Consider the following 22,179-nt stretch of genomic DNA (forward strand, 5'->3'; position numbering starts at 1 on the left):
TATGTTACGCAGTTTTATTTCTGCTGTGGTGTTGGGGTATGTACGAGTTTAATCTGGTGTTGCTGCTGCTTCAGCAGATGTGCGTTTTTCTGGTCATCGCCTGGTTGATGAGCAAGACGCGGCTGTTTATTCCCCTGATGCAGGTCACTGTGCGTCTGCCGCACAAGCTGTTGTGCTACGTCACCTTCTCCATTTTTTGTATCCTCGGCACCTACTTTGGTCTGCATATTGAAGACTCTATCGCCAACACCCGCGCTATTGGCGCCGTGATGGGCGGCCTGCTGGGGGGCCCGGTAGTCGGCGGGCTGGTCGGCCTGACCGGCGGGCTGCACCGCTACTCAATGGGCGGGATGACCGCGCTCAGCTGTATGATCTCCACCATGGTGGAAGGGCTGCTGGGCGGGCTGGTGCACAGCATCCTGATTCGCCGTGGTCGCCCGGATAAGGTCTTCAGCCCGTGGACGGCGGGGGCGATTACCTTTGTCGCCGAGCTGGTACAGATGCTGATTATTCTGCTGATTGCGCGCCCGTTTGAAGACGCGCTGCATCTGGTGCAAAGCATCGCCGCGCCGATGATGGTGACCAACACGGTCGGCGCGGCGCTGTTTATGCGCATCCTGCTGGATAAGCGGGCGATGTTTGAGAAATATACCTCGGCGTTTTCGGCCACCGCCCTGAAGCTTGCCGCCTCGACAGAGGGGATTTTGCGCAAGGGCTTTAATGAAGAAAACAGCATGAAGGTGGCGCAGGTGCTAATTCAGGAGCTGGACATCGGCGCGGTGGCGATAACCGACCGGGAAAAATTGCTCGCCTTTACCGGCATCGGCGAAGACCATCATCTGCCGGGCAAGCCGATCTCTTCGCGCTATACGCAGAAAACCATTGAAACTGGCGAGGTGGTGTACGCCGATGGCAACGAAGTGCCGTACCGCTGCTCCATTCACCCCAACTGCAAACTGGGTTCAACGCTGGTGATCCCGCTGCGTGGCGAAAATCAGCGGGTCATCGGCACCATTAAGCTGTACGAAGCCAAAAATCGGCTGTTCAGCTCGATTAACCGCACCCTCGGCGAAGGCATCGCGCAGCTGCTGTCGGCGCAGATTCTGGCCGGGCAGTACGAGCGGCAAAAAGCGCTGCTGACGCAGTCGGAAATCAAGCTGCTGCACGCGCAGGTGAACCCCCATTTTCTGTTTAACGCGCTGAACACGCTGAAAGCAGTGATTCGCCGCGACAGCGAGCAGGCCAGCCAACTGGTGCAGTATCTGTCGACCTTTTTCCGTAAGAACCTCAAGCGCCCGTCGGAAATTGTCACCCTGGCCGATGAAATAGAACACGTGAACGCCTATCTGCAAATCGAGAAGGCGCGTTTTCAGTCGCGGCTGCAGGTGCATCTGGAGATACCCGATGCGCTGTCAAACCAGCAGCTTCCGGCATTTACCCTGCAACCTATCGTGGAGAACGCCATTAAACACGGCACCTCGCAGTTGTTGGACGTTGGCGAAATTACGCTACGCGCCAGCCGGCAAGGGCAGCACCTGCTGCTCGAAATTGAAGATAACGCCGGTCTGTATCAGCCCAACGCGCCGTCCAGCGGGCTGGGCATGAGCCTGGTGGATAAGCGTCTCAAGATGCGTTTTGGCGAAGACTGCGGCATCTCGGTTGCCTGCGAAGCGGACCGTTTCACCCGTGTTACCCTGCGGTTACCTCTGGAGGAGAGCGCATGATTAAAGTGCTGATTGTCGATGATGAACCGCTGGCGCGGGAGAACCTGCGCGTGCTGCTGCAAACCCAGGCGGACCTGGAGATTGTCGGCGAGTGTGCCAATGCGGTGGAGGCTATCGGTGCGGTGCACCGTCTGCGTCCGGACGTGCTGTTTCTGGACATTCAGATGCCGCGCATCAGCGGCCTGGAAATGGTCGGCATGCTGGATCCGGAACATCGCCCGTACATCGTGTTTCTGACCGCTTTTGACGAATATGCGGTCAAAGCGTTTGAAGAGCATGCGTTTGATTATCTGCTCAAGCCTATTGAAGAAAAACGCCTGGAAAAAACGCTCGCCCGCCTGCGGCAAGAACGCGCGGCACAGGACGTCTCGGTGCTCAGCGAGGGCCAGCAGGCGCTGAAGTTTATCCCCTGTACCGGGCACAGTCGTATTTATCTGCTGCAAATGGACGATGTCGCGTTTGTCAGCAGCCGGATGAGCGGCGTATACGTGACCAGCGGCGAGGGCAAAGAGGGTTTTACCGAACTGACGCTGCGCACGCTGGAGAGCCGCACGCCGCTGATTCGCTGTCATCGCCAGCATCTGGTGAACATGGCGCATTTGAAAGAAATTCGTCTCGAGGATAACGGCCAGGCTGAACTGCTGCTGCGTAACGGTCAGACCGTGCCGGTGAGCCGCCGCTATTTAAAGAGCCTGAAAGAGGCGCTGGGACTGTAATTCGTGTAGAATCGGTCATCGAATTTTTCATCACCACCGTCGAAGGCACTATGGTCAGTAACGATATTTTACGCAGCGTCCGCTACATCCTGAAAATGAACAACAACGATCTGGTGCGTATCTTCGCGCTGGGCGAAGCCGCCGTCACCGCTGAACAGCTGGTGCCGTGGCTGCGTAAAGAGGATGAGGAAGGCTTCGTACGTTGCCCGGACATTATGCTGTCGTGCTTCCTGAACGGCCTGATCTACGAAAAACGTGGTCGCGATGAATCCGCCCCGGCGCTGGCGGTAGAACGCCGTATTAACAACAACATCGTGCTCAAAAAGCTGCGTATCGCCTTTGCGCTGAAAACCGATGATATTCTGGCGATCCTGACGCAGCAGCAGTTCCGCGTGTCGATGCCGGAAATCACCGCCATGATGCGCGCGCCGGACCACAAAAACTTCCGCGAATGCGGCGACCAGTTCCTGCGCTACTTCCTGCGCGGCCTGGCGATTCGCGAGCACGCGGCGAAATAAGCCATACCGTCGGGAATCTATTGAGCCAAACCCTACAAAAAACGCTGCCGAAGCAGCGTTTTTTTATGCAGTTTATTTCACCTGCTGGCCTGGTTTCGCCCCGTCATCCGGGCTTAACAGGAAGATATCTTTGCCGCCAGGACCTGCGGCCATCACCATCCCTTCCGAGATGCCGAAGCGCATCTTACGCGGCGCCAGGTTGGCCACCATGATGGTCAGGCGGCCGATCAGCGGCTGCGGGTCCGGGTATGCGGAGCGGATGCCGGAGAAGACGTTACGTTTCTCGCCGCCCAGATCCAGCGTCAGACGCAGCAGCTTGTCGGAACCTTCCACGAACTCGGCGTTTTCAATCAGCGCCACGCGCAGGTCAACTTTGGCGAAATCGTCAAAGGTGATGGTTTCCTGAATCGGATCGTCCGCCAGCGGGCCCGTTACCGGGGCTGCGGCAGCTTTCACTTCTTCTTTTGACGCTTCCACCAGCGCTTCCACCTGTTTCATTTCAATACGGTTATACAGCGCCTTGAAGGTGTTGATCTTATGACCCACCAGCGGCGCGTTGATCGCATCCCAGCTCAGTTCAGTGTTGAGGAACGCTTCGGTACGCGCGGCCAGCTCTGGCAGAACCGGCTTCAGCCAGGTCATCAGCACGCGGAACATGTTCAGACCCATGGTGCAGATAGCCTGCAGGTCGGCGTCGCGGCCTTCCTGTTTCGCCACCACCCACGGAGCCTGTTCATCAACATAGCGGTTAGCCACATCGGCCAGCGCCATGATTTCACGAATCGCTTTACCGAATTCACGGCTGTCCCACGCTTCGCCGATACTGGCTGCCGCGTCGGTGAAGGTTTTATACAGCTCTGGGTCAGCCAGTTCAGCAGACAGCACGCCGTCGAAACGCTTAGCAATAAAGCCAGCGTTACGGGAAGCCAGGTTGACCACTTTGTTGACGATGTCGGCGTTGACGCGCTGGATAAAGTCTTCCAGGTTCAGGTCGATATCGTCGATGCGGGATGAGAGCTTTGCCGTGTAGTAGTAGCGCAGGCTGTCGGCATCGAAATGGTTCAGCCAGGTGCTGGCTTTAATGAAGGTGCCGCGAGATTTGGACATCTTCGCGCCGTTCACCGTCACGTAGCCGTGGACGAACAGGTTGGTCGGTTTGCGGAAGTTGCTGCCTTCCAGCATGGCTGGCCAGAACAGGCTGTGGAAGTAGACAATGTCTTTACCGATAAAGTGATACAGCTCGGCGTCGGAGTCTTTGTTCCAGTACGCGTCGAAGCTGGTGGTGTCGCCGCGCTTATCGCACAGGTTCTTGAAGGAACCCATGTAGCCGATTGGCGCGTCCAGCCAGACGTAGAAATATTTGCCCGGCGCGTTCGGGATTTCAAAGCCGAAGTACGGCGCATCGCGGGAGATATCCCACTGCTGCAGGCCGGATTCAAACCATTCCTGCATTTTGTTGGCGACCTGCTCCTGCAGCGCGCCGCTGCGGGTCCACGCCTGCAGCATTTCGCTGAAGGACGGCAGATCAAAGAAGAAGTGCTCAGACTCACGCATCACCGGTGTGGCGCCAGATACCACGGATTTCGGCTCGATAAGCTCGGTTGGGCTATAGGTCGCGCCGCACACTTCGCAGTTATCGCCGTACTGGTCCGGTGATTTACATTTCGGGCAGGTGCCTTTAACGAAACGGTCCGGCAGGAACATGCCTTTTTCCGGATCGTACAGCTGAGAGATGGTGCGGTTTTTAATAAAACCGTTCTCTTTCAGGCGACCGTAAATCAGCTCGGACAGCTCGCGGTTCTCGTCGCTGTGCGTCGAGTGATAGTTGTCATAGCTGATGTTAAAGCCTGCAAAATCAGTCTGATGCTCCTGACTCATTTCGCCAATCATCTGCTCCGGGGTGATACCAAGCTGCTGAGCTTTCAGCATGATCGGTGTACCGTGGGCATCGTCGGCGCAGATGAAGTTAACCTCGTGGCCGCGCATTCGCTGGTAACGGACCCAGACATCAGCCTGGATGTGCTCCAGCATATGGCCGAGGTGGATGGAACCGTTGGCGTACGGCAGGGCGCACGTTACCAGAATTTTCTTCGCGACTTGAGTCATAGTGAACGTTACTTCTTATGTAGTGAAAAGGGCTTTTGATGTTACCTGAAAGGCTTTCCTTTGGTAAGCCCAAAGCGTGCCTCATCACGTGCTAAATCAAGCTGGCGGGATATTCGCGCAGAAAAACGACGATTTTCCGGACTGTGTAAGAAGCAACAGCGACCTGGTAGCCATTTTTTTACCACGTCGCGGTGGGCATAAATATAAAGATCATTTTTATGAATGTTGTTTTATTTTTTATTTGTTTTAATGATCTGGATGGGTGTTTTTTGCGCTTAATTAATTTATTAAGAAATAATAATCATCATTAGATATTTGTTGTAATTATACTGCTTTGTGTAATTTGTCTTTAATCAATTAAACAAAAGTATTACATTGCAGACACTTTTCGCATGTGAGAATTTTACTTCAAGGGAAACAACCCTTAACAACAATCAAATAAATACTAATAAGGATATCATTATGAAATATTCAATTCTGTCTGCTTCGGTATTAGCTGCAGTTATGATGAGCGCAAGCGCTATGGCCGCGGACGATGAAGCGGTATTACATATTAACGGTAAAGTGTTGGGCACGACTTGCCAGATTGAGGATGGCAAAAGCCAGGCTACAATTACAATGCCAGACGTCAGCGTTGATGCATTCAATACGCTGAATGCCGGCCAGGAACTGAAAGCATATTCCAGTAGCGCAGTGGGTAATATTAAGTTTAAATGCGATCCGAATGTTACGCCGCGTATTTCATTTGCTGTAGATGGTTTTAACGGAAATGGTAGTGACATTACCCGCAACACCGCGGGTGAAAATGGCGTCGGTTTTAAAGTACACATGAATAATTCAACGGATGCCATTAGCCCGCAAAAATCAATCACGCTGGTGAAACAGGCTGACGGTATTTATACACTGGATTTCTCCGCATATTATGCCCGTACCAGCGGCACGGTAACCAGCGGAGAGGTTGATTCTAGTATTACCATGCAGGTTTTCTCTGATTAATTATATTGTAAATAAACGGCGGCGAACGCCGCCGTTTATTCCTGGATGAATATGCAAAAAATAATAGCCTTAACCCTGGCGGTAATCAGTTTATCTGCTCAGGCTGGCGTGGTGCTGTATGGGACCCGGGTGATTTACCCAGCAGAAAAACGGGATATTGTGGTCCAGGTGATGAATCAAGGCGAGCGTTCCTCGCTGGTGCAATCGTGGATTGATGATGGCGATACGTCGCGGTCGCCGGAAAACATTGACGTTCCGTTTCTGCTGACGCCGCCGGTCGTCAAGGTGGCGGGAAACTCCGGCCAGCAGATAAAAATCAAAAAAATGCCCAATACGTTAGCCCAGGATAGAGAGAGCCTGTTCTTTTTAAACGTACTGAGTATTCCACCTAACGATGCGCAAAACAGCAGTAAAAATGTGATTAAGTTTGCGCTGCAAAATCGCATCAAACTTTTCTGGCGACCCACGGGAATCGCCCCGGTGAGTCGCGCGAGTTTTCGCCAGATCTCGTTAAGTTATACCGGACGGGAGATGGTTATTAAAAATGATAACGCTAATTGGATTACCCTTACCGATATAAAAGTGAATGATGTTAAAGTGAATGGCGAGACAGTCATGTTACCGCCACGAGCCTATCAGACGATAACGCTGAAAATTAATAATGCACCTCAATATTCTCTGACGATTATTGACGATCACGGCAACTATATCAGCGACAGGATTAACGTAAAATAACAGGAGCCGATTATGTTAAGGATGGCCCCTTTAGCTTCGACAGTATTATTATCATTATTCGCTGGCTGTGTTCAGGCTGAAGAGGAAACCTTCGATACCCATTTTATGATTGGTGGGATGCAGGGCGTTAAAACTGACCGTTTTCAATTATCCGGCGAACAGCCGATTGCCGGCGAATATGAACTGGATGTTTATGTTAATCAGCAATGGCGCGGGAAATATACGGTGAATATTACCGATAACACCTGCCTGACACGTGCTCAGATCCAATTGATGGGGATTAACCTGAAAGCATTACCAGAATCATCCTGCATTTCATTAGAACAGGCAGTGCAGGGCGGAAGCTACACGTTTGATATTAGCGTTTTTCGTCTGGATCTCTCGGTGCCGCAAGCCTTTGTTGATGAAGTTGAGCAAGGATATATTGCGCCCGAAAACTGGCAGCGCGGAATAAATGCGTTTTACACTTCTTATTATGTCAGTCAATACCACAGCGATTATCATTCCGCAGGGAGCAGCAAAAATACCTACGCGCGGTTTAACAGCGGACTTAATTTGCTGGACTGGCAGCTGCACTCTGATGCCAGTTTTAACCAGGTCAATAGCGATGCTGGCGTGTGGAAAAGCAATACTCTGTATCTCGAACGAAGCCTTTCATCGATCATGGGCGTATTGCGCGCTGGGGAGATGTATACCTCTGCGGATCTCTTTGACGCAGTCCGTTTTCGCGGCGTTCGTCTGTATCGGGATCTGCAAATGCTGCCAAACTCAAAGCAGAATTTTACGCCGCTGGTGAAGGGGATTGCCCAGAGCAACGCGCTGGTGACGATAGAGCAGAACGGCTTCGTGGTGTATCAGAAGGAAGTTCCGCCCGGTCCGTTTGCGATTGCCGATCTCCAGTTGGCAGGCGGCGGGGCCGATCTTGACGTGACGGTGAAAGAAGCCGATGGCACGCTGACGCAATATCTGGTGCCCTATGGCTCAGTGCCAAATATGCTCCAGCCCGGCGTGGCAAAATATGACGCCGTGGTGGGACGCAGTCAGATTGAAGGGGCCAGCCGACAGAGCGATTTCACCCAGGTCAGTTACCAGTATGGTCTGAATAGCCTGGCGACGCTGTACAGCGGCGCGATGCTGGCGAGTAACTATAACGCCTTCACGATAGGCTCCGGCTGGAATACCCGCTGGGGCGCGTTTTCGCTGGATGCCGTACGTTCGCACAGTCGTCAGGACAACGGTACGTTCGATGGTCAAAGTTATCAGCTCGCGTACAACAAATATCTTAACCGAACTGCCACCCATTTTGGCCTTGCGGCCTATCGCTACTCGTCGCGAGATTACCGTACCTTTAACGATCATGTGTGGGCGAACAACAAAGACAGCTATACGCATGAACAGCACGATGTCTACGATATTGGCGACTATTACCAGAACGACTTCGGGCGTAAAAACAGTTTCTCCGCCAATATCAGCCAGCCGCTGGCCGCGGGATGGGGAGCCTTTTCCTTAAGTTTACTGTGGCGTGACTACTGGCAGCGCGGCGGCCATAGCGAAGATTATCAGCTTAGCTATTCAAACAGCTGGCGGCGCGTCTCCTGGACGCTCTCCGCCAGCCAGACCTACACCGACGATCGTCGTGATGACAAGCGCTTTAACATCTTCATTTCCATCCCGTTTATGTGGGGCGACGGCATGACTGGTGCGCGCCGCCAGATGGCGCTTTCCAACTCAACTACCTTTGATAACGAGGGCTTTACGGCGAACAATACCGGACTTTCCGGCACGCTCGGTGAACGAGATCAGTTTACCTACGGCGTTAACCTGAGCCATCAGCAGCAACATCAGGAGACCACGGCCGGGACCAATGTGAGCTGGAATACGCCAGTCGCGACGCTCGGCGGCAGCTATAGCCAATCTTCACAGTATCGGCAAATGAGCGGCAACATTTCTGGGGGAATGGTGCTGTGGTCGGGTGGGGTGAGCCTGGCTAATCGACTGGCGGAAACCGTCGCGATTCTTGATGCGCCTGGGCTGGAAGGGGCGTTTGTCAACGGACAGAAATACCGCACCACTAATGGTAACGGTACGGTGGTTTATGACAATTTGTCGCCATACCGCGAAAACCATCTCACGCTGGACGTCTCCGGCAGCGCCACCCAGACCGAGCTTATTGGCAATCGAAAAAGCGTGGCCCCGGTGCGGGGCGCGGTGGTGCTGGCGCACTTCGATACCGATACGCGCAAACCCTGGTTTATAAAAGCGCAGCGGCCAGACGGCACGCCGCTCACCTTTGGCAATGACGTTGAGGACAGCCGCGGCCATAACGTGGGGCTCGTCGGGCAGGGCAGCCGGTTGTTTATCCGTACTGACGTCCTGCCGCGCAGCGTTTCGGTAAGGCTTGATGGCCCCCAAGAGAGTCGCTGCGTGGTCACCTTCGATACGCAAGTTGATGAACTGAAAACCTATATTTGTCATTGAGAAAGGAGGCGTCATGAAGGGAGCCATCATCGCCGCGTTAGTATTGTGCGGCTATACCAGTAGCGGTTGGGCGGTGTGTAAATCGTCGGCCGTCTCATTTTCTCATGACTCGGAGGTCACCGTTGATGAACAGTTTGCGCTGACGCAGCAGTACACAACCATCGTCAGCGTGACCTTTTCCGGGATTAAGTGCGATTCGGCAAACGACACCATTAGCTATATTCCCGTGGTGAAAGACAGCGTGATCGGCCCGTTTAGCAACGGGCAGAAACTCAAGCTGACGGTCCAGACGGATAAAACCTCTGAAACGATTGGCACGACCAGCGCCACCGAGAAAACGCTGTCCTACACGGTAAAGCTTAGCCACGCTGCTTATGAGGCGACGACCAGTGGTGCAGACTCGGTATATGTTCCCGGCGTGCTCATCGCCAATACCGGTGGTAATTCGAACAGTTTGATCAATTTTATCCTCGGCGTCTGTAAAACCCTAAGCTGGACTGGCTGTGTGAACTATATAACCAACAGCCTGAAGGGCGACTCTTATGTTGAGAACCTGACCATTATTTATCGCCCGAAAAAGAGTACCTGCCTTCCTGATGACCTGGCCTTAACGTTGCCGGATGTTGCGCTGTCAGAGCTGCCGACGAGCGGCGTCGTTAGCGGGAAAAGCCGAACCAGCGCGATAAGGCTGCAGTGTCGCGACCTGCAGGGGCCCAGCCTGCAAACCACGCGCGGTATGTCGGTTTACCTCTACAGCGCTGACCTGCTGAACGGCAGTCGTACGGTCTTACGGGGCAGCGAGTCCAACGGCGTGGGGTTTGTGCTGGAGAGCGGCGGCAAGACGGTGGCGCTGTCAACTGTGAAGGGCGCGAAGGACAGTGCCGATAATCTCTGGCGCGCCAGCGCAGGCCAGGCGCTTAATGCGACAACGTTGATGATTCCGCTGACGGCTAGCTACTACGTTTACGACCGCCAGAAGGTTAAGCCCGGCGCGCTGCAGGCGACGGCGCTGATTTTTGTGAACTATGAGTAGTCCGCTTTTTATCGCGAAATGCGCTTGTAGTGGGGGATCGTGTCCCTTTCAGGTAAACTACAAGAGACGCATTCATTCACAAGAACAAAGGAGTCGGGATGAACTCAGAATCCCAGGCCAAATCACCTGAACGTCTACGTGCGATGGTGGCCGGCACGCTGGCAAACTTCCAGCACCCCACGCTGAAGCACAACTTAACGACGCTGAAAGCGCTGCACCATGTCGCCTGGCTGGACGACACCGTTCACATCGAACTGCAGATGCCGTTTGTCTGGCACAGCGCCTTTGAAGAATTAAAAGAGCAAACCAGCGCTGAACTGCTGCGGGTGACCGGGGCGAAAGCCATCGACTGGAAGCTGTCGCACAGCATCGCCACGCTGAAGCGTGTGAAAAACCAGCCGGGCATCAACGGCGTGAAAAACATTATTGCCGTCAGTTCCGGCAAAGGTGGGGTCGGTAAATCATCCACCGCCGTTAACCTGGCGCTGGCGCTGGCTGCTGAAGGGGCGAAAGTAGGCATTCTGGATGCCGACATCTACGGCCCATCGATCCCGAACATGCTGGGCGCGGAAAACCAGCGTCCGACGTCTCCGGACGGCACCCACATGGCGCCGATTATGGCGCACGGTCTGGCCACCAACTCCATTGGTTATCTGGTGACTGACGACAACGCGATGGTCTGGCGCGGCCCGATGGCCAGTAAAGCGCTGATGCAGATGCTGCAGGAGACCCTGTGGCCGGATCTCGACTACCTCGTGCTGGACATGCCGCCAGGCACCGGTGACATTCAGCTGACGCTGGCGCAGAACATTCCTGTGACCGGGGCCGTCGTGGTCACTACGCCGCAGGATATCGCGCTGATCGACGCCAAAAAAGGCATCGTGATGTTCGAGAAGGTCGAAGTGCCTGTGTTGGGCATTGTGGAAAACATGAGCATGCACATTTGCAGCAACTGTGGTCACCACGAGCCTATCTTCGGTACCGGCGGCGCGGAGAAGCTGGCGGAGAAATACCATACCCAGCTGCTGGGCCAGATGCCGCTGCACATTAATCTGCGTGAAGATCTTGATAAAGGCACTCCGACCGTGGTCGCGCGCCCGGACAGCGAGTTCACCGAGATTTATCGCCAGCTTGCGGGCCGTGTCGCCGCGCAACTCTACTGGCAGGGTGAGGTTATCCCAAGCGAGATTGCATTCCGCGCGGTGTAATTCCTCCTATTCTCGTGCGGTGCACCTTGTACCGCACGAGCTAAGATTTATTTTTCTGAATATATCCTTATTTATTATCTTATTCCCATTATGTATTTATTTTTATAATAATATTGCATCCGGAAAAAGTAATTATTTGGTTGTTTTGATGTTAATCAATCATGCAATTTAATAACATTGTTTTCTCTCTCAGGGTATGAGATGTTCAATTTCATCATTCTTTGCAAAATTTGAGCGTTAATCATCTCCTGTTATTTGTGGTAATTATTATTAATGCGGCAATGGAGAGAAAAATGAATAATGAAACGTTGATGATGAAGTTGCGTGAGCTGCTGGTATTGCTGATGCAGAGCCGCTCGCTGAGCGAGAAGTCCGCCGATGCGATGCGCTACTGCCGCGAACAGATGGTTGAGAAAACGTTGCCGGTCAATATTTATGGTGAATATCGGGAGATAATTGAACATCTGAGCGAACTGGCTGAAGAGAATAATCATATTGCCCCGGATGATCTGTTACGCAGCGGCGGCGATTTACTATTAAGCATCCTGTTATTATATGAGCGTCTGGCGGGTGAGGTAGCGGTTAATCAATATTTGAATCAGAACGGCGTACATTATTTCTAGCCAATAAAACGGGCCAGCGGTGAAGCGATCGCCGCTGGCGGGTGATTAACGGTGATAGAAAATTTCACCGTCGTAAATTTTGCTGATTTTGCCGTCGGTATCACCGATCTGTACATAGTTCCCGCCCATGTACGTCCAGTGGGTGCCGGCATCCGGCGCGGGCAGATTACGCTGCTGCCACTGCTTGATGTTGTACTCCGGCGTCAGGTACATCGCGGGAGCGTTATCGCCAATTTTGAATCGCGTGAAATCGGCGGTGAACTCTTTCAACTCATACTGCTTGATGCCGGTGGCCGGAGCCGCCCATGCCGCACTTGCCGTTGCCAACAGTACGCCCAGAAGCATCATTTTAGTTTTACGCATACTATCCCCACATTATCCTGGATATAAAATTGCAGCTCCGTATGATTCCTGATGCGCGGGCTGAATGGCAAGCGCTGCTTTCTTAAAAAGTGTAAGCAAACAGCGATGATGCGCGTTTTGAGGATTATTCTGTGAGGAGCCAACATGTTCAGGCTGGAAGATTTATCACTGTTCGTCCGCGCGGCGGCGCTTGGCAGTTTTAGCGAGGCAGCGCGAGAGGCTGGCATCCCGCCCGCGCAGGTTAGCTCGGCAATCAAGCGTCTGGAGACGGCGCTCAATATTCGCCTGTTTGCCCGCTCAACGCGTAGCTTACGGCTGACGGTGGAAGGAGAAACCTGGCTACCGTACGCTCTGCAAATGCTGGATGCGCTGCAAAACGGGCTACAGCAAATTAACACGCCCAATGATGAAGTCAGCGGCACGCTGCAAATTGCCGTACCGTCCGATCTCGGGCGTAATCTTCTGCTGAATGTTTTCCGTGAGTTCCGCACACGATACCCGGCGCTGCGGCTGCGTATTTTGTTTTCCGATCATCGCACCGATGTCTTTAAAGATCCGGTGGACGTGGCATTCCGCTACGGTGAAAACGACGATGCATCGTTCGTCTCGCTGCCCGTCGCGCCGGAGAATCGCCGGGTGCTGGTGGCGTCGCCAGACTGGATTGTCCGCCACGGCGAACCGCAGACGCTCGCCGACCTTGAACGCTGTAATGCACTAACCTACGTGCTGCGCGGACGTCCCTTTGACCGCTGGCCGCTCAGCCTCGACGGCGTAGAACACAGCGTGCAGGTTTCTGGCAATATCACCAGCGATGACGCTGAGGTGATCCGTCGTCTGGCAGTAGCCGGTGAGGGGATTGCGTTTAAATCGGGGCTGGATGTCAGCGACGATCTGCGAGAAGGGCGGCTCAAGGTGCTGCTGCCGAACTACCTGGGCGACAGAGTGCCGCTGAATATGATCTGCCCGCACCGCAAACAACTCTCTGCCGCGGTGCGGTTACTGTATGAGGCGGTGAAGGCGGAATGTGCGGCGAAGCAGCCTTAGCCGCCGTTGCGTTGGACGACCGAATTATAGTTAAAGCGCTGATAATGATAGCGGCTGGTACAGAACTCGAACGGCTGCCCGTCGCTAAGATAGGTGACCGAGCGGGTGACGCTCACCGGCTCGTTTGGCTGTAGCTCAAGCCACTCTTGCGCTTCATCATCGCTCGGCAGTGAAGAGAACTGGGTATGGCTGCTGGCGGGGATTTTACGTAATGTGGTTTCCACATACTGATAAATCGACCCCAACGCATTTTCACGCGTGAACTCCGGCAGAATATGTACGGGAAGCCACGTGTCTTCAATGGAGAGCGGAAGATCATCGACGTAGCGAACGCGGCGAAAATGCCAGCAGAAGCGATCGTCCTGGATCGCCAACATTTCAGCCACCTCAGCTGAAGGGTTGGCAATTTCAAACAGCAGCAGATGACTTCTGACATTATGCCCCTGCGTCTGATTAATGGTGCTCACGCCCAGGATCGGCGAAACCAGGTTGCTCTCGGCGTGGGTATAGCGCGGGGTAGCCGTTTTGACCACGGTGCCAAGACCACGCTGACGGGTAATAAACCCCTCGTTGACCAGAATCTCCAGCGCGTTATTTAGCGTTATCTTGCTACAGCTAAACTCTTCACAAAGCTGATGACCGTAAGGGATCTTCTCCCCGGTCGCATAGACATTATTGACGATCCTTTCCCTGATTATATTCGCGATTTCAATATACCTACGCAATGTCCACCTCCTGGTTTTAGCCCGTCAGGGAGTATATCGCATACCTTAAAATTTTATCCAGATCTCATTTATTTTAAAAGTAGACTACTTTTAAAATAAAGGGATTGACTTAGTTGTGGGCGAGTTTCATTCTGCAACGGCGGTGCGTAGGAGGGGATTCCGATCTCGGCGAAGCGAGCAGTCTTGTCAACGGGTGTGCTAACTCCGCGCAGGGGGTTGTTTTCATTGCAAGGGAAAAGTCATGAGTCAGACCACGATATTGACGAAAATTACTGATATATCGCAGAAAATGGCGTCGGAGGTTCATCTCCGAAGCCTACGCGATAGTTTCATTATCACCGTGCCCTTTTTGGTGTTAGCCGGGCTTTTTATTATGGTGAACTTTGTTTTTCTGGACGCGAAAGGGTTTATCGGACAGTGGGTTTCCGCCGAGACGATGGCGGCGCTGAGGAGCGTCGGCGATCGCATACTGAACGGCACCATGAATATTTTGTCGCTGATGCTGGTGGTATTAATTGCCTGGAGTATTGCCAGCAAGCGTAAGTTTGCCGCGCCGATGATCCCGGCGATGGTCTCATTAGCGGCATTTCTGGTCTTGATGCCAGGAACATTATCCGTTGTTCCTGTGAATGCTGCCGAAGCGGTGCAGGTCAGCGGCGTCATTTCTCAGGGGCTCACCAACGCCGGCGGCGTGTTTATGGCAATTATTACCGCCGTGATTGCCACCGATCTGTTTTTGTGGATAGCGAAAACCCGCTGGCTACAAATTCGCATGGGTGATGAAGTTCCGCCGATGGTGACACAGTCTTTCCAGTCAATGTTCTCGATTATGCTGGTGGTGCTGGCCTTTGCGCTGGTGGCGTCGGTGGTGAAGGTGAGTACGGGGAAAGAGGTGCATGAGATAATCCAGGCCATCATTCAGGCGCCGCTCGTGCATTTAACCACTAACCTGCCAGGCTTTCTGGTGCTGACCACCTTAACCAATTTCTTGTTTTCGCTGGGTATTCATCCGTCAGGCATTATTAACCCGATTCTGGAGCCGCCTCTGTTGGTGGCGATGCAGGAAAACATGGCCGCCTTTGCCAGAGGCGAAGTGCCACCGCATATTATCGTGCTGCCGTTCCGCGACCTTTACGGCCATATGGGGGGGACCGGAAGTACGCTGGCGCTGCTGATTGCGGTCTTTCTGCGCAGCAAAATCTCCAGTCATCAAAAGCTCGGCAGAACCGTGCTGGCGCCGGGATTATTCAATATTAACGAGCCGGTTATTTTTGGTTTCCCGGTGCTTTACAACCCGTTAATTATGATCCCATTTATTATTTATCCGCAGATTAACTTTATTATTGCCTATTTTGCCACCGAGTTTGGCATGGTCTCACGTATTGTCGCCTACGTGCCGTGGTCGGTTCCGCCGCTGCTTTCAGGTTGGTTAGGGTCGGGAGGTGATTTCCGCAATGTGCTGCTACAGCTCCTGCTCTTAGCATTAGGGGTAATGATCTATTTGCCGTTCTTAATGGCCTATGAACGCACGATGCTGAAAAACAAAGTTGAAGCGCTGGTCAATACGCTGTCTGCAGATAATACCGCAACCACCATCGAAGATGCGCCTGAATTAAATGGCCTCGAGGTGCTGAATAATAAAACCATCATCCTGACCTGTAATGAAGGTATGTCGACATCGATCATGGCCAAAAAGATGGGGCAATACGCGAAGGAACGGGGTTACGAGTTAACGATCTACGCTGTCAATATTGGGCGTATCGAAGAGGAATATCACAAGGCTGACCTGATTTTATTAGGACCGCAGGTTGTCTATATGCAGGATAGTATTATTGAAAATATACATGCGGCCTGCCCGGTACTCCCGATTAATAAACAATATTTTAGCAAGCTGGACGGTAAATCTGCCATTGAAGAGGCGGCAAACCAACTGGCGGGCATCAACGGAATTTAACAGGAGGTTATACGATGATTCACAGTGCGTTTATTGGTTTTGGTAAAAGCGCGACGCGCTACCATTTACCTTATGTTCTGGCCCGTAAAGATAAATTTAACGTTAAGCGTATTTATGATCAGCGGCGAAATCCTGAGCGGGAACAGGAAGCGGCCTACCGGGATATCGCTTTTACTTCGCAGGTTGAGGATATCCTGAATGATGCGGATATTACCCTGGTGACCGTCTGTACCCATCCGGATAGCCATTTCCATTACGCAAAACTTTGCCTTGAACACGGCAAAAACGTGCTGGTGGAAAAACCGTTCACCACCACGCCGGAAGAAGCCAGGACGCTGTTTGCGCTGGCTCGAGAAAAAGGGCTTCTGGTGACGCCGTTCCAGAACCGTCGTTTTGATAGCTGTTTCTTAACCATGAAGCAGGCCATCGAAAGCGGCAAGCTGGGCGAGATTGTGGAGGTGGAGAGCCACTTTGACTACTTCCGCCCAGACGCCGAGCATCAGCCCGGCGGTAACTTCGACGGCGCATTTTATGGCCTGGGCGTGCACACGCTTGACCAGATGCTGTCGCTGTTTGGCCGCCCCCAGCAGGTCTTTTATCACCTGCGGCATCTTCGCCAGCCAGCTAACCCGGATGATACCTTCGAGGCGCAGCTATTTTACGGTGATATGAAAGCCATCATCAAAACCAGCCATCTGGTGAAGACGCCTTATCCGAAATTCCTGGTCCACGGTACGCGCGGTTCGTTTGTTCGTTATCAGATTGACCAACAGGAAACTTGCCTGAAAAACGGCGTGATGCCAAATGACAAGCACTTCGCGGAAGGTGAGGAGCTGGCATTGCTGGAGTACGTTGATCAACAGGGAGTCAGTCATATTGAACATATTGCGTCGGTAAAGGGGGATTACGGGCGCGTTTACGATGCCATTTTTGCCACGTTGACCGCTGGCGCGGCGAATTACGTCAGTGAAGAAGAGGCATTAACTAACCTGGAAATACTGGAGGGGGCATTCCGCCAGCCATCGCCATCACTTCTGGTTTTAGACTAAGGGACGACTATGCAAAGAATACTCAACTGTCGCGCCAGCGACTTCGCCGAGCCGGTGACGGCGGCGGCGTTAAAGCAGGCCATTATGGCATCCGAGGGGCGAGTGATTATGGCGGAAGTCGCCGCAGGTGCGTCGCCGCTGTATGGCGAGGTGACTAACGGTGAGCTGCTGTGCGCGTTTGGCGCCGATATGCTGCTGGTGAAAGGAATGGATTGCCAGAGTCAGCGTATTCAGGGCTGCGATGGGCTGCGTCATTTCAAACAGCTAACGGGACGTCTGGTGGGCGTGAGTCTGGAAGTGCTGGCGGAAAATACGCCGGATAACCCTCGCGGCTGGGATCCTCTTCATCTTGGACTGGTTACCGAGGCCGATTTTTATTGCCTGACGGCTTACGACAAACCGGGCGTGGATGCTGCGCGGGTAAGGGAAGCGGTAAGCCAATTGCGCGCGCTAACGGATAGACTCATTCTGGTGGCGAAGTTCTACGGCACAGGAGTGGCAGAGGCGGACGAGTACGCGGATTATGTTGCAGCAGGTGCGGATGGGGTGATAGTTCCTGCTCCTTCCAGCTGCCGCGGCGCATCGGAAGCCCGCATTGAGCAAGTACTTTCGGCTATTCGCGCGGCGGGCGGCATGGCCATCACCACCGTTAGCAGCAGTCAGGAAGGGGCGGATGAAGCCACGGTGCGTGAGATTGCCCTCGCCAGCAAACGCTGCGGTGCCGATGTTTACAACTTTGGTGATGCCGGCGTGGCAGGGATGGCTGATCCGCAGGCCGTGTATACGCTGTCGATGGCGGTGCGCGGTAAGCGGCATACCTGGGTCAGGATGGCGGCGTCGTCATTACGTTAATCATCGTCAGATGAACCCGCACCGCCAGCCGCTTTCCGCGGCGGTGCGGGTAGCCCATATCAGACGATGTTCGTCATCATTGCGCCGTCGGTTTCAGCAAGCCACCCGTCGATTTATTATTCTCTAAATATTGATGCTGGAAAATACACATACGTATCGTGTTGCGGTATTCGCCGTTAACGAAAAACTCATGTATTAACTCGCCTTCCTGGATAAAACCAAGCTTACGATAAATATGGATGGCTTTCGCGTTCTCTTTATCCACGATGAGATAGAGCTTATAGAGATTCAGGACGGTAAAACCGTAATCCATCGCCAGCTTAGCGGCGCGTGTCGCCAGGCCTTTGCCCTGATATTCCGGTGAGATGATAATCTGGAATTCAGCTCGCCGATGAATATGGTTTATTTCAACCAGCTCCACCAGACCAGCATTATTGCCATTATACGAAATGACAAAACGGCGTTCGCTCTGATCGTGGATGTGTTTATCGTAAAGATCGCTCAGTTCAACAAAGGCTTCATAAGGTTCTTCGAACCAATAGCGCATCACGCTCGCGTTATTATCGAGCTGGTGTACAAAGCGCAAATCTTCGCGTTCAAGGGGTCTTAGTTTAATGTCTGATTGTTCTGGCATAATATTTTCAGCCTCTTTGTAAACTGAAAATATATTATCTACTGATGGTGGGCGTCATCAAGATTTGAAAAAAATTACAATCAATTCAGCGTGATAATTCTGCTACCCACCAGACGAGCGTGTTTGCCACGCTCATCTGATGGGGCCTGAAAGATTAGTGTCGCACCAGCGTCGCAAAGTAATACACCAGCGGCACTGCCAGCACCCACAGCCCGACAGGAATCTCGCGCCATTTACCGGCGATTGTCTTGATCACGATGTAAAACAGCAGGCCACCGGCAATCCCGGTACCGAAGCTGTTGGCAATCAGCGTGATCATCACCATCATCAGCACCGGCAGACCGTCGGTAAAGTTGGCCAGATCGACCTTGCGCAGGCCGCTGAACATATTCAGGCCAATCAGAATCAATGCTGGCGCGGTGGCTTCTTTCGGGATCATCAGCGCCACCGGAGTGAACAGCAGCATCAGCAGGAACATCACCGCCGCGGCCAGCGCCGTCAGGCCGGTTTTGCCTCCGGCTTCTGCCGCAGCTGAAGATTCAATCAGCGCGGTGGCCGCCGGGATCCCCAGCCATGGCCCTACCGCGGCGGCAATCGAGTCGACCATAAACGGACGATTGATATGCGGCATATTGCCTTCTTCATCCAGCAGCCCGGCTTCCCCGCCGACCGCCAGGGTAGTGCCCATGGTGGAGAAGAATTCTGAAGCGAAGAAGACAAACAGGAACGGCAGGAAGGCGATATTGAGCGCTCCCAGCATATCAATCTGGCCTAGCACGGGCGTCAGTGAATGCGGCACATCGATAAAGTGGTTTGGCAGACGGGTGACGCCCGCCGGAATACCGACCAGCGTGGCAAATAAAATGGCCCACAGAATGGCGCCTGGAATGCGTCGCGCCTGCAGAGCGATGGCCAGAAATAGCCCGCACAGCGCGACCAGCGCGCCAGGAGCCAGGAAATCGCCCAACATTAACGCGTTCGTTTTGGCGTTCGCCAGCACTAACCCCGCGTTGCGGAACCCCAGCACCGCGACAAACAGGCCAATAGAGGCGGTTAATCCGAGCTTTATCGACTGCGGTACCGAACGGGTGACGACTTCGCGCAGGCCGAATTTGGTCAGCAGGAAAAAGAGGATCCCTGACCAGCAGGCAATACCTAAACCAATCGGCCAGCCGATGTTTTCACTGCCCGCGAGCGTCACGCCTACCAGCACCGACCCGCCAATACCGGGGCCGACGATAAACGGCAGGTTGGCATAAAACGCCATCAGCAGCGTCCCGCCGACGAACACCAGAATGGTACCGGTGGTGGCCGCCCCTTTATCCATTCCGCCTACCGCCAGCAGGCCTGGAATGACCACTAAAAGATAGGCGGCGGCCAGAAAGCCGGTGATGCCCGCCAGACATTCGGTACGCAGCGAACTGCCGCGCGAGTAAAGCGCAAAGCGCCGTTCCAACCAGCTCCCGGAGGTGGTGGAGTTAAGGGTATTATCGGCCATGATGTGGCGCTCCCATGATTATTGTTGTGCTGTGTGTTGTGATGAAATGACCGGGTCGACAATCTGTCGCGTGGTGCCGTCGGTCAGCCCTAAATCGGTTAAATGTGGCCCGGCGTTACAAGCAAGACAGGTGCCTTCAATCGCCTTAAAGACCCGATACGGCGGCTCCCAGTCGGCAACCTTCGCGCTGAGATCGCGCAGATTGCGGAATTCCGCGGCCAGCTCGTCGGCGGGTTTGTCAGAAAGCATCCCGGCAATCGGCATCGCCACGTGGGCCAGAATGCCGCCGTTTTGCGCCAGCGCCATGCCGCCGCCCGAGGCGATCAGCTGATTGGCCGCCAGGGCCATATCTTCGGGGTGACGGCCCAGCACCACCAGGTTGTGCGAGTCGTGCGAGTAGCTGGTGGCGATAGCGCCGCGCAGTTCGCCCCAGCCTTCCAGCAGGGCAATCTGCGGCGTGGCGGCATGTCGGCCATGACGATGCTTAACCCAAATCAGGCTAAATCCGTCGGGAATCTGCACCTGGCCGTCACGGATCTCGACGTCCACTTCGCCCCATTGGGTAAAGCGCGCGCCGCGGATGTGGCGAAGCCGCGCGACGCCGTGTTGAATGCGGCCAACTCGCAACGCGAAGTCATCGGCGCTGAGTGGATCCAGGTGCAGCGTATTGCGCGGCGGCGTCACGCCAGGGGCCGGGGGAATCGCTGCCAGCAGCTTGCCGTCGCGGGCGATTTGTTTCCCGGCGACGTAGACCGCGCGGGCGGAGAGTTTATCCAGCGAATCAAAGACCACCAGATCCGCGCGGCGACCGGCGGCAATCAGCCCCAGATCGTTTCGCTGCAGACGAATGGCGGCGTTCAGCGTGGCGAAGCGCAGAACGTCGGTGGCCCTCAGTCCGTGTTCAATCAGTAAATTGAGCAGGGCGATGATGCCGCCTTTTTCCAGCAGCATATCCGGCGGCACGTCGTCGGTGCAGACCGTAATCTGCGAAGAGAGATGCGGCAGCGTTTGCAATGCTTTGACGATATCCGGCAGCAGGTAAGGGTGGGAACCCCGAATTTCGAGCGTCAGCCCGGCGCGCAGCTTTTCCAGCGCATCGTCAGCGGAGGTCAGTTCATGGTCTGAGGTGACGCCTGCGGCCAGATAGGCTTGCAAATCGGCGCCGCTCAGCCCGCGAGCGTGGCCTTCGATCAGTTTGCCGCTGTCCAGCCCCGCCTGCACAATCTCCTGCATGCGGCAACTGCCGTGCAGCACGCCGTGCATATCCATCACTTCCGCCACGCCGCGCACTTCCGGCCAGCCGAGCATGGTGTTCATTTCCGCGCCGGCGAATTCGGCACCCGACATTTCCAGACCCGGCGTCGACGGGACGCTGGACGGCGCGGCAACCATCACCCGCAACGGCAGATGACGGCTCGCCTCTACGGCATAGCGCACGCCTGCCACGCCCAGCACGTTGGCCAGCTCATGGGGATCCCAGAAGACGGCGGTGGTTCCCTGCGCCAGCACAATTTCGGCATAGCGCTCCGGCGGCAGATGTGAGCTTTCCAGGTGTACGTGGGTGTCCATCAGGCCGGGAGAGAGGAATTCACCGGGCAGGGAGTGGCGTTCAAGGGCGTCGCTGCGGCTACCGCGCGGGTGGACGCTGGCAATCATATCGCCGACGATACCTACGTCGGCTTCGCGAATTTCACCCGTCGCCATATCGACGATGTAAGCATCGGTGAGCAGCAGGTCGAACGGAACTTCACCACGAGCGGCCTGAACGGCGCGGCGGCGGTTTTCAGCATTGCTGGACATAACATCTCCGGCACAGGGATAATGTGCGCTACTTTAGGGGCAGAGCAAACGGTTGCCCAGATGAAAAAACTTATCACCTGATAACTTCGGCTTATTCTGCGTGATCGTCACGAGTGAAGCACA

19 protein-coding genes are annotated in these 22,179 nt (G+C 54.2%); 13 read left to right on the plus strand and 6 right to left on the minus strand.

All coding sequences use genetic code 11. The annotated features are described in order from the left end of the window. Positions 1 to 38: 38 nt before the first annotated feature. Genes ACW14G_RS03500 through ACW14G_RS03510 form a run of 3 tightly spaced genes read left to right on the plus strand, consistent with a single transcriptional unit; the run spans position 39 to position 2,958 of the window. Positions 39 to 1,724 carry a sensor histidine kinase gene (locus ACW14G_RS03500; RefSeq protein ID WP_167575442.1) on the plus strand — a complete coding sequence of 562 codons (1,686 nt, stop codon included), beginning with the start codon at positions 39 to 41 and terminating at the stop codon, positions 1,722 to 1,724. Beyond that, positions 1,721 to 2,440, plus strand: a complete 720-nt coding sequence (gene btsR, locus ACW14G_RS03505; RefSeq protein ID WP_163447481.1) for a two-component system response regulator BtsR — start codon at positions 1,721 to 1,723, stop codon at positions 2,438 to 2,440. The genes ACW14G_RS03500 and btsR overlap by 4 nt, the downstream gene beginning before the upstream one ends. A 50-nt stretch (positions 2,441 to 2,490) precedes the next feature. Next, positions 2,491 to 2,958, plus strand: a complete 468-nt coding sequence (locus tag ACW14G_RS03510; protein ID WP_064544193.1) for a YehS family protein — start codon at positions 2,491 to 2,493, stop codon at positions 2,956 to 2,958. 72 nt (positions 2,959 to 3,030) lie between these two features. Here ACW14G_RS03510 and metG read toward each other — a convergent pair whose 3' ends face one another. Beyond that, on the minus strand, positions 3,031 to 5,064 hold the full coding sequence (gene metG, locus ACW14G_RS03515; RefSeq protein ID WP_455648480.1) for a methionine--tRNA ligase: 2,034 nt from the start codon (positions 5,062 to 5,064) through the stop codon (positions 3,031 to 3,033). Positions 5,065 to 5,526: 462 nt separating this feature from the next. Between metG and yehD the strand changes: the two genes are divergently transcribed. The 6 genes from yehD to ACW14G_RS03545 all read left to right on the plus strand — a co-directional run bounded on the left by yehD (position 5,527) and on the right by ACW14G_RS03545 (position 12,137). Continuing rightward, complete coding sequence (gene yehD, locus ACW14G_RS03520; protein WP_249023031.1) at positions 5,527 to 6,060, plus strand: fimbrial protein YehD; 534 nt, start codon at positions 5,527 to 5,529, stop codon at positions 6,058 to 6,060. A 51-nt stretch (positions 6,061 to 6,111) separates the two neighbouring features. After that, positions 6,112 to 6,795, plus strand: a complete 684-nt coding sequence (locus ACW14G_RS03525; protein WP_249023304.1) for a fimbria/pilus periplasmic chaperone — start codon at positions 6,112 to 6,114, stop codon at positions 6,793 to 6,795. Between the two features lie 12 nt (positions 6,796 to 6,807). After that, positions 6,808 to 9,273 (plus strand): fimbrial biogenesis outer membrane usher protein, encoded by a 2,466-nt coding sequence (locus tag ACW14G_RS03530; RefSeq protein WP_249023032.1) that lies wholly within the window; start codon positions 6,808 to 6,810, stop codon positions 9,271 to 9,273. A gap of 13 nt (positions 9,274 to 9,286) precedes the next feature. Then, a complete protein-coding gene (locus ACW14G_RS03535; RefSeq protein ID WP_249023033.1) occupies positions 9,287 to 10,306 on the plus strand; it encodes a fimbrial protein in 1,020 nt (339 codons plus the stop codon). A gap of 98 nt (positions 10,307 to 10,404) precedes the next feature. Beyond that, entirely contained in the window at positions 10,405 to 11,514 is a 1,110-nt protein-coding gene (gene apbC, locus ACW14G_RS03540) for an iron-sulfur cluster carrier protein ApbC (protein WP_163447475.1), read from the plus strand. A gap of 293 nt (positions 11,515 to 11,807) precedes the next feature. Then, positions 11,808 to 12,137 (plus strand): hypothetical protein, encoded by a 330-nt coding sequence (locus tag ACW14G_RS03545; RefSeq protein ID WP_163449361.1) that lies wholly within the window; start codon positions 11,808 to 11,810, stop codon positions 12,135 to 12,137. A 45-nt stretch (positions 12,138 to 12,182) separates the two neighbouring features. Here ACW14G_RS03545 and ACW14G_RS03550 read toward each other — a convergent pair whose 3' ends face one another. Continuing rightward, on the minus strand, positions 12,183 to 12,500 hold the full coding sequence (locus ACW14G_RS03550; RefSeq protein WP_249023034.1) for an RcnB family protein: 318 nt from the start codon (positions 12,498 to 12,500) through the stop codon (positions 12,183 to 12,185). 144 nt (positions 12,501 to 12,644) lie between these two features. Between ACW14G_RS03550 and ACW14G_RS03555 the strand changes: the two genes are divergently transcribed. After that, positions 12,645 to 13,544, plus strand: coding sequence for a LysR family transcriptional regulator (locus ACW14G_RS03555; RefSeq protein WP_249023035.1), 900 nt, complete (start codon positions 12,645 to 12,647; stop codon positions 13,542 to 13,544). On the opposite strand, the gene ACW14G_RS03560 is transcribed toward ACW14G_RS03555, so the two are convergent. Next, positions 13,541 to 14,269, minus strand: coding sequence for a GntR family transcriptional regulator (locus ACW14G_RS03560; RefSeq protein ID WP_163449364.1), 729 nt, complete (start codon positions 14,267 to 14,269; stop codon positions 13,541 to 13,543). The genes ACW14G_RS03555 and ACW14G_RS03560 overlap by 4 nt on opposite strands. 289 nt (positions 14,270 to 14,558) lie before the next feature. On the opposite strand from ACW14G_RS03560, the gene ACW14G_RS03565 reads away from it, so the two are divergent. The 3 genes from ACW14G_RS03565 to ACW14G_RS03575 are packed head-to-tail and all read left to right on the plus strand — an operon-like array spanning position 14,559 to position 18,124. Beyond that, a complete protein-coding gene (locus ACW14G_RS03565; protein ID WP_249023305.1) occupies positions 14,559 to 16,223 on the plus strand; it encodes a PTS transporter subunit EIIC in 1,665 nt (554 codons plus the stop codon). A gap of 14 nt (positions 16,224 to 16,237) precedes the next feature. Continuing rightward, complete coding sequence (locus ACW14G_RS03570; protein WP_249023036.1) at positions 16,238 to 17,272, plus strand: oxidoreductase; 1,035 nt, start codon at positions 16,238 to 16,240, stop codon at positions 17,270 to 17,272. A 9-nt stretch (positions 17,273 to 17,281) separates the two neighbouring features. After that, the gene (locus ACW14G_RS03575; RefSeq protein ID WP_249023037.1) at positions 17,282 to 18,124 is read left to right on the plus strand and encodes a DUF7916 family protein; all 843 of its coding nucleotides are present in this window, start codon (positions 17,282 to 17,284) and stop codon (positions 18,122 to 18,124) included. A gap of 76 nt (positions 18,125 to 18,200) precedes the next feature. Here ACW14G_RS03575 and speG read toward each other — a convergent pair whose 3' ends face one another. The 3 genes from speG to ACW14G_RS03590 form a co-directional block, all read right to left on the minus strand. Next, positions 18,201 to 18,758 (minus strand): spermidine N1-acetyltransferase, encoded by a 558-nt coding sequence (gene speG, locus ACW14G_RS03580; protein WP_163449368.1) that lies wholly within the window; start codon positions 18,756 to 18,758, stop codon positions 18,201 to 18,203. A gap of 154 nt (positions 18,759 to 18,912) precedes the next feature. Further along, the gene (locus tag ACW14G_RS03585) at positions 18,913 to 20,256 is read right to left on the minus strand and encodes an NCS2 family permease (RefSeq protein WP_163449369.1); all 1,344 of its coding nucleotides are present in this window, start codon (positions 20,254 to 20,256) and stop codon (positions 18,913 to 18,915) included. Positions 20,257 to 20,274: 18 nt separating this feature from the next. Next, positions 20,275 to 22,056, minus strand: a complete 1,782-nt coding sequence (locus ACW14G_RS03590) for an adenine deaminase (protein ID WP_455648481.1) — start codon at positions 22,054 to 22,056, stop codon at positions 20,275 to 20,277. Between the last annotated feature and the right edge of the window lie 123 nt (positions 22,057 to 22,179).

The organism is Kluyvera sp., from assembly GCF_965301105.1.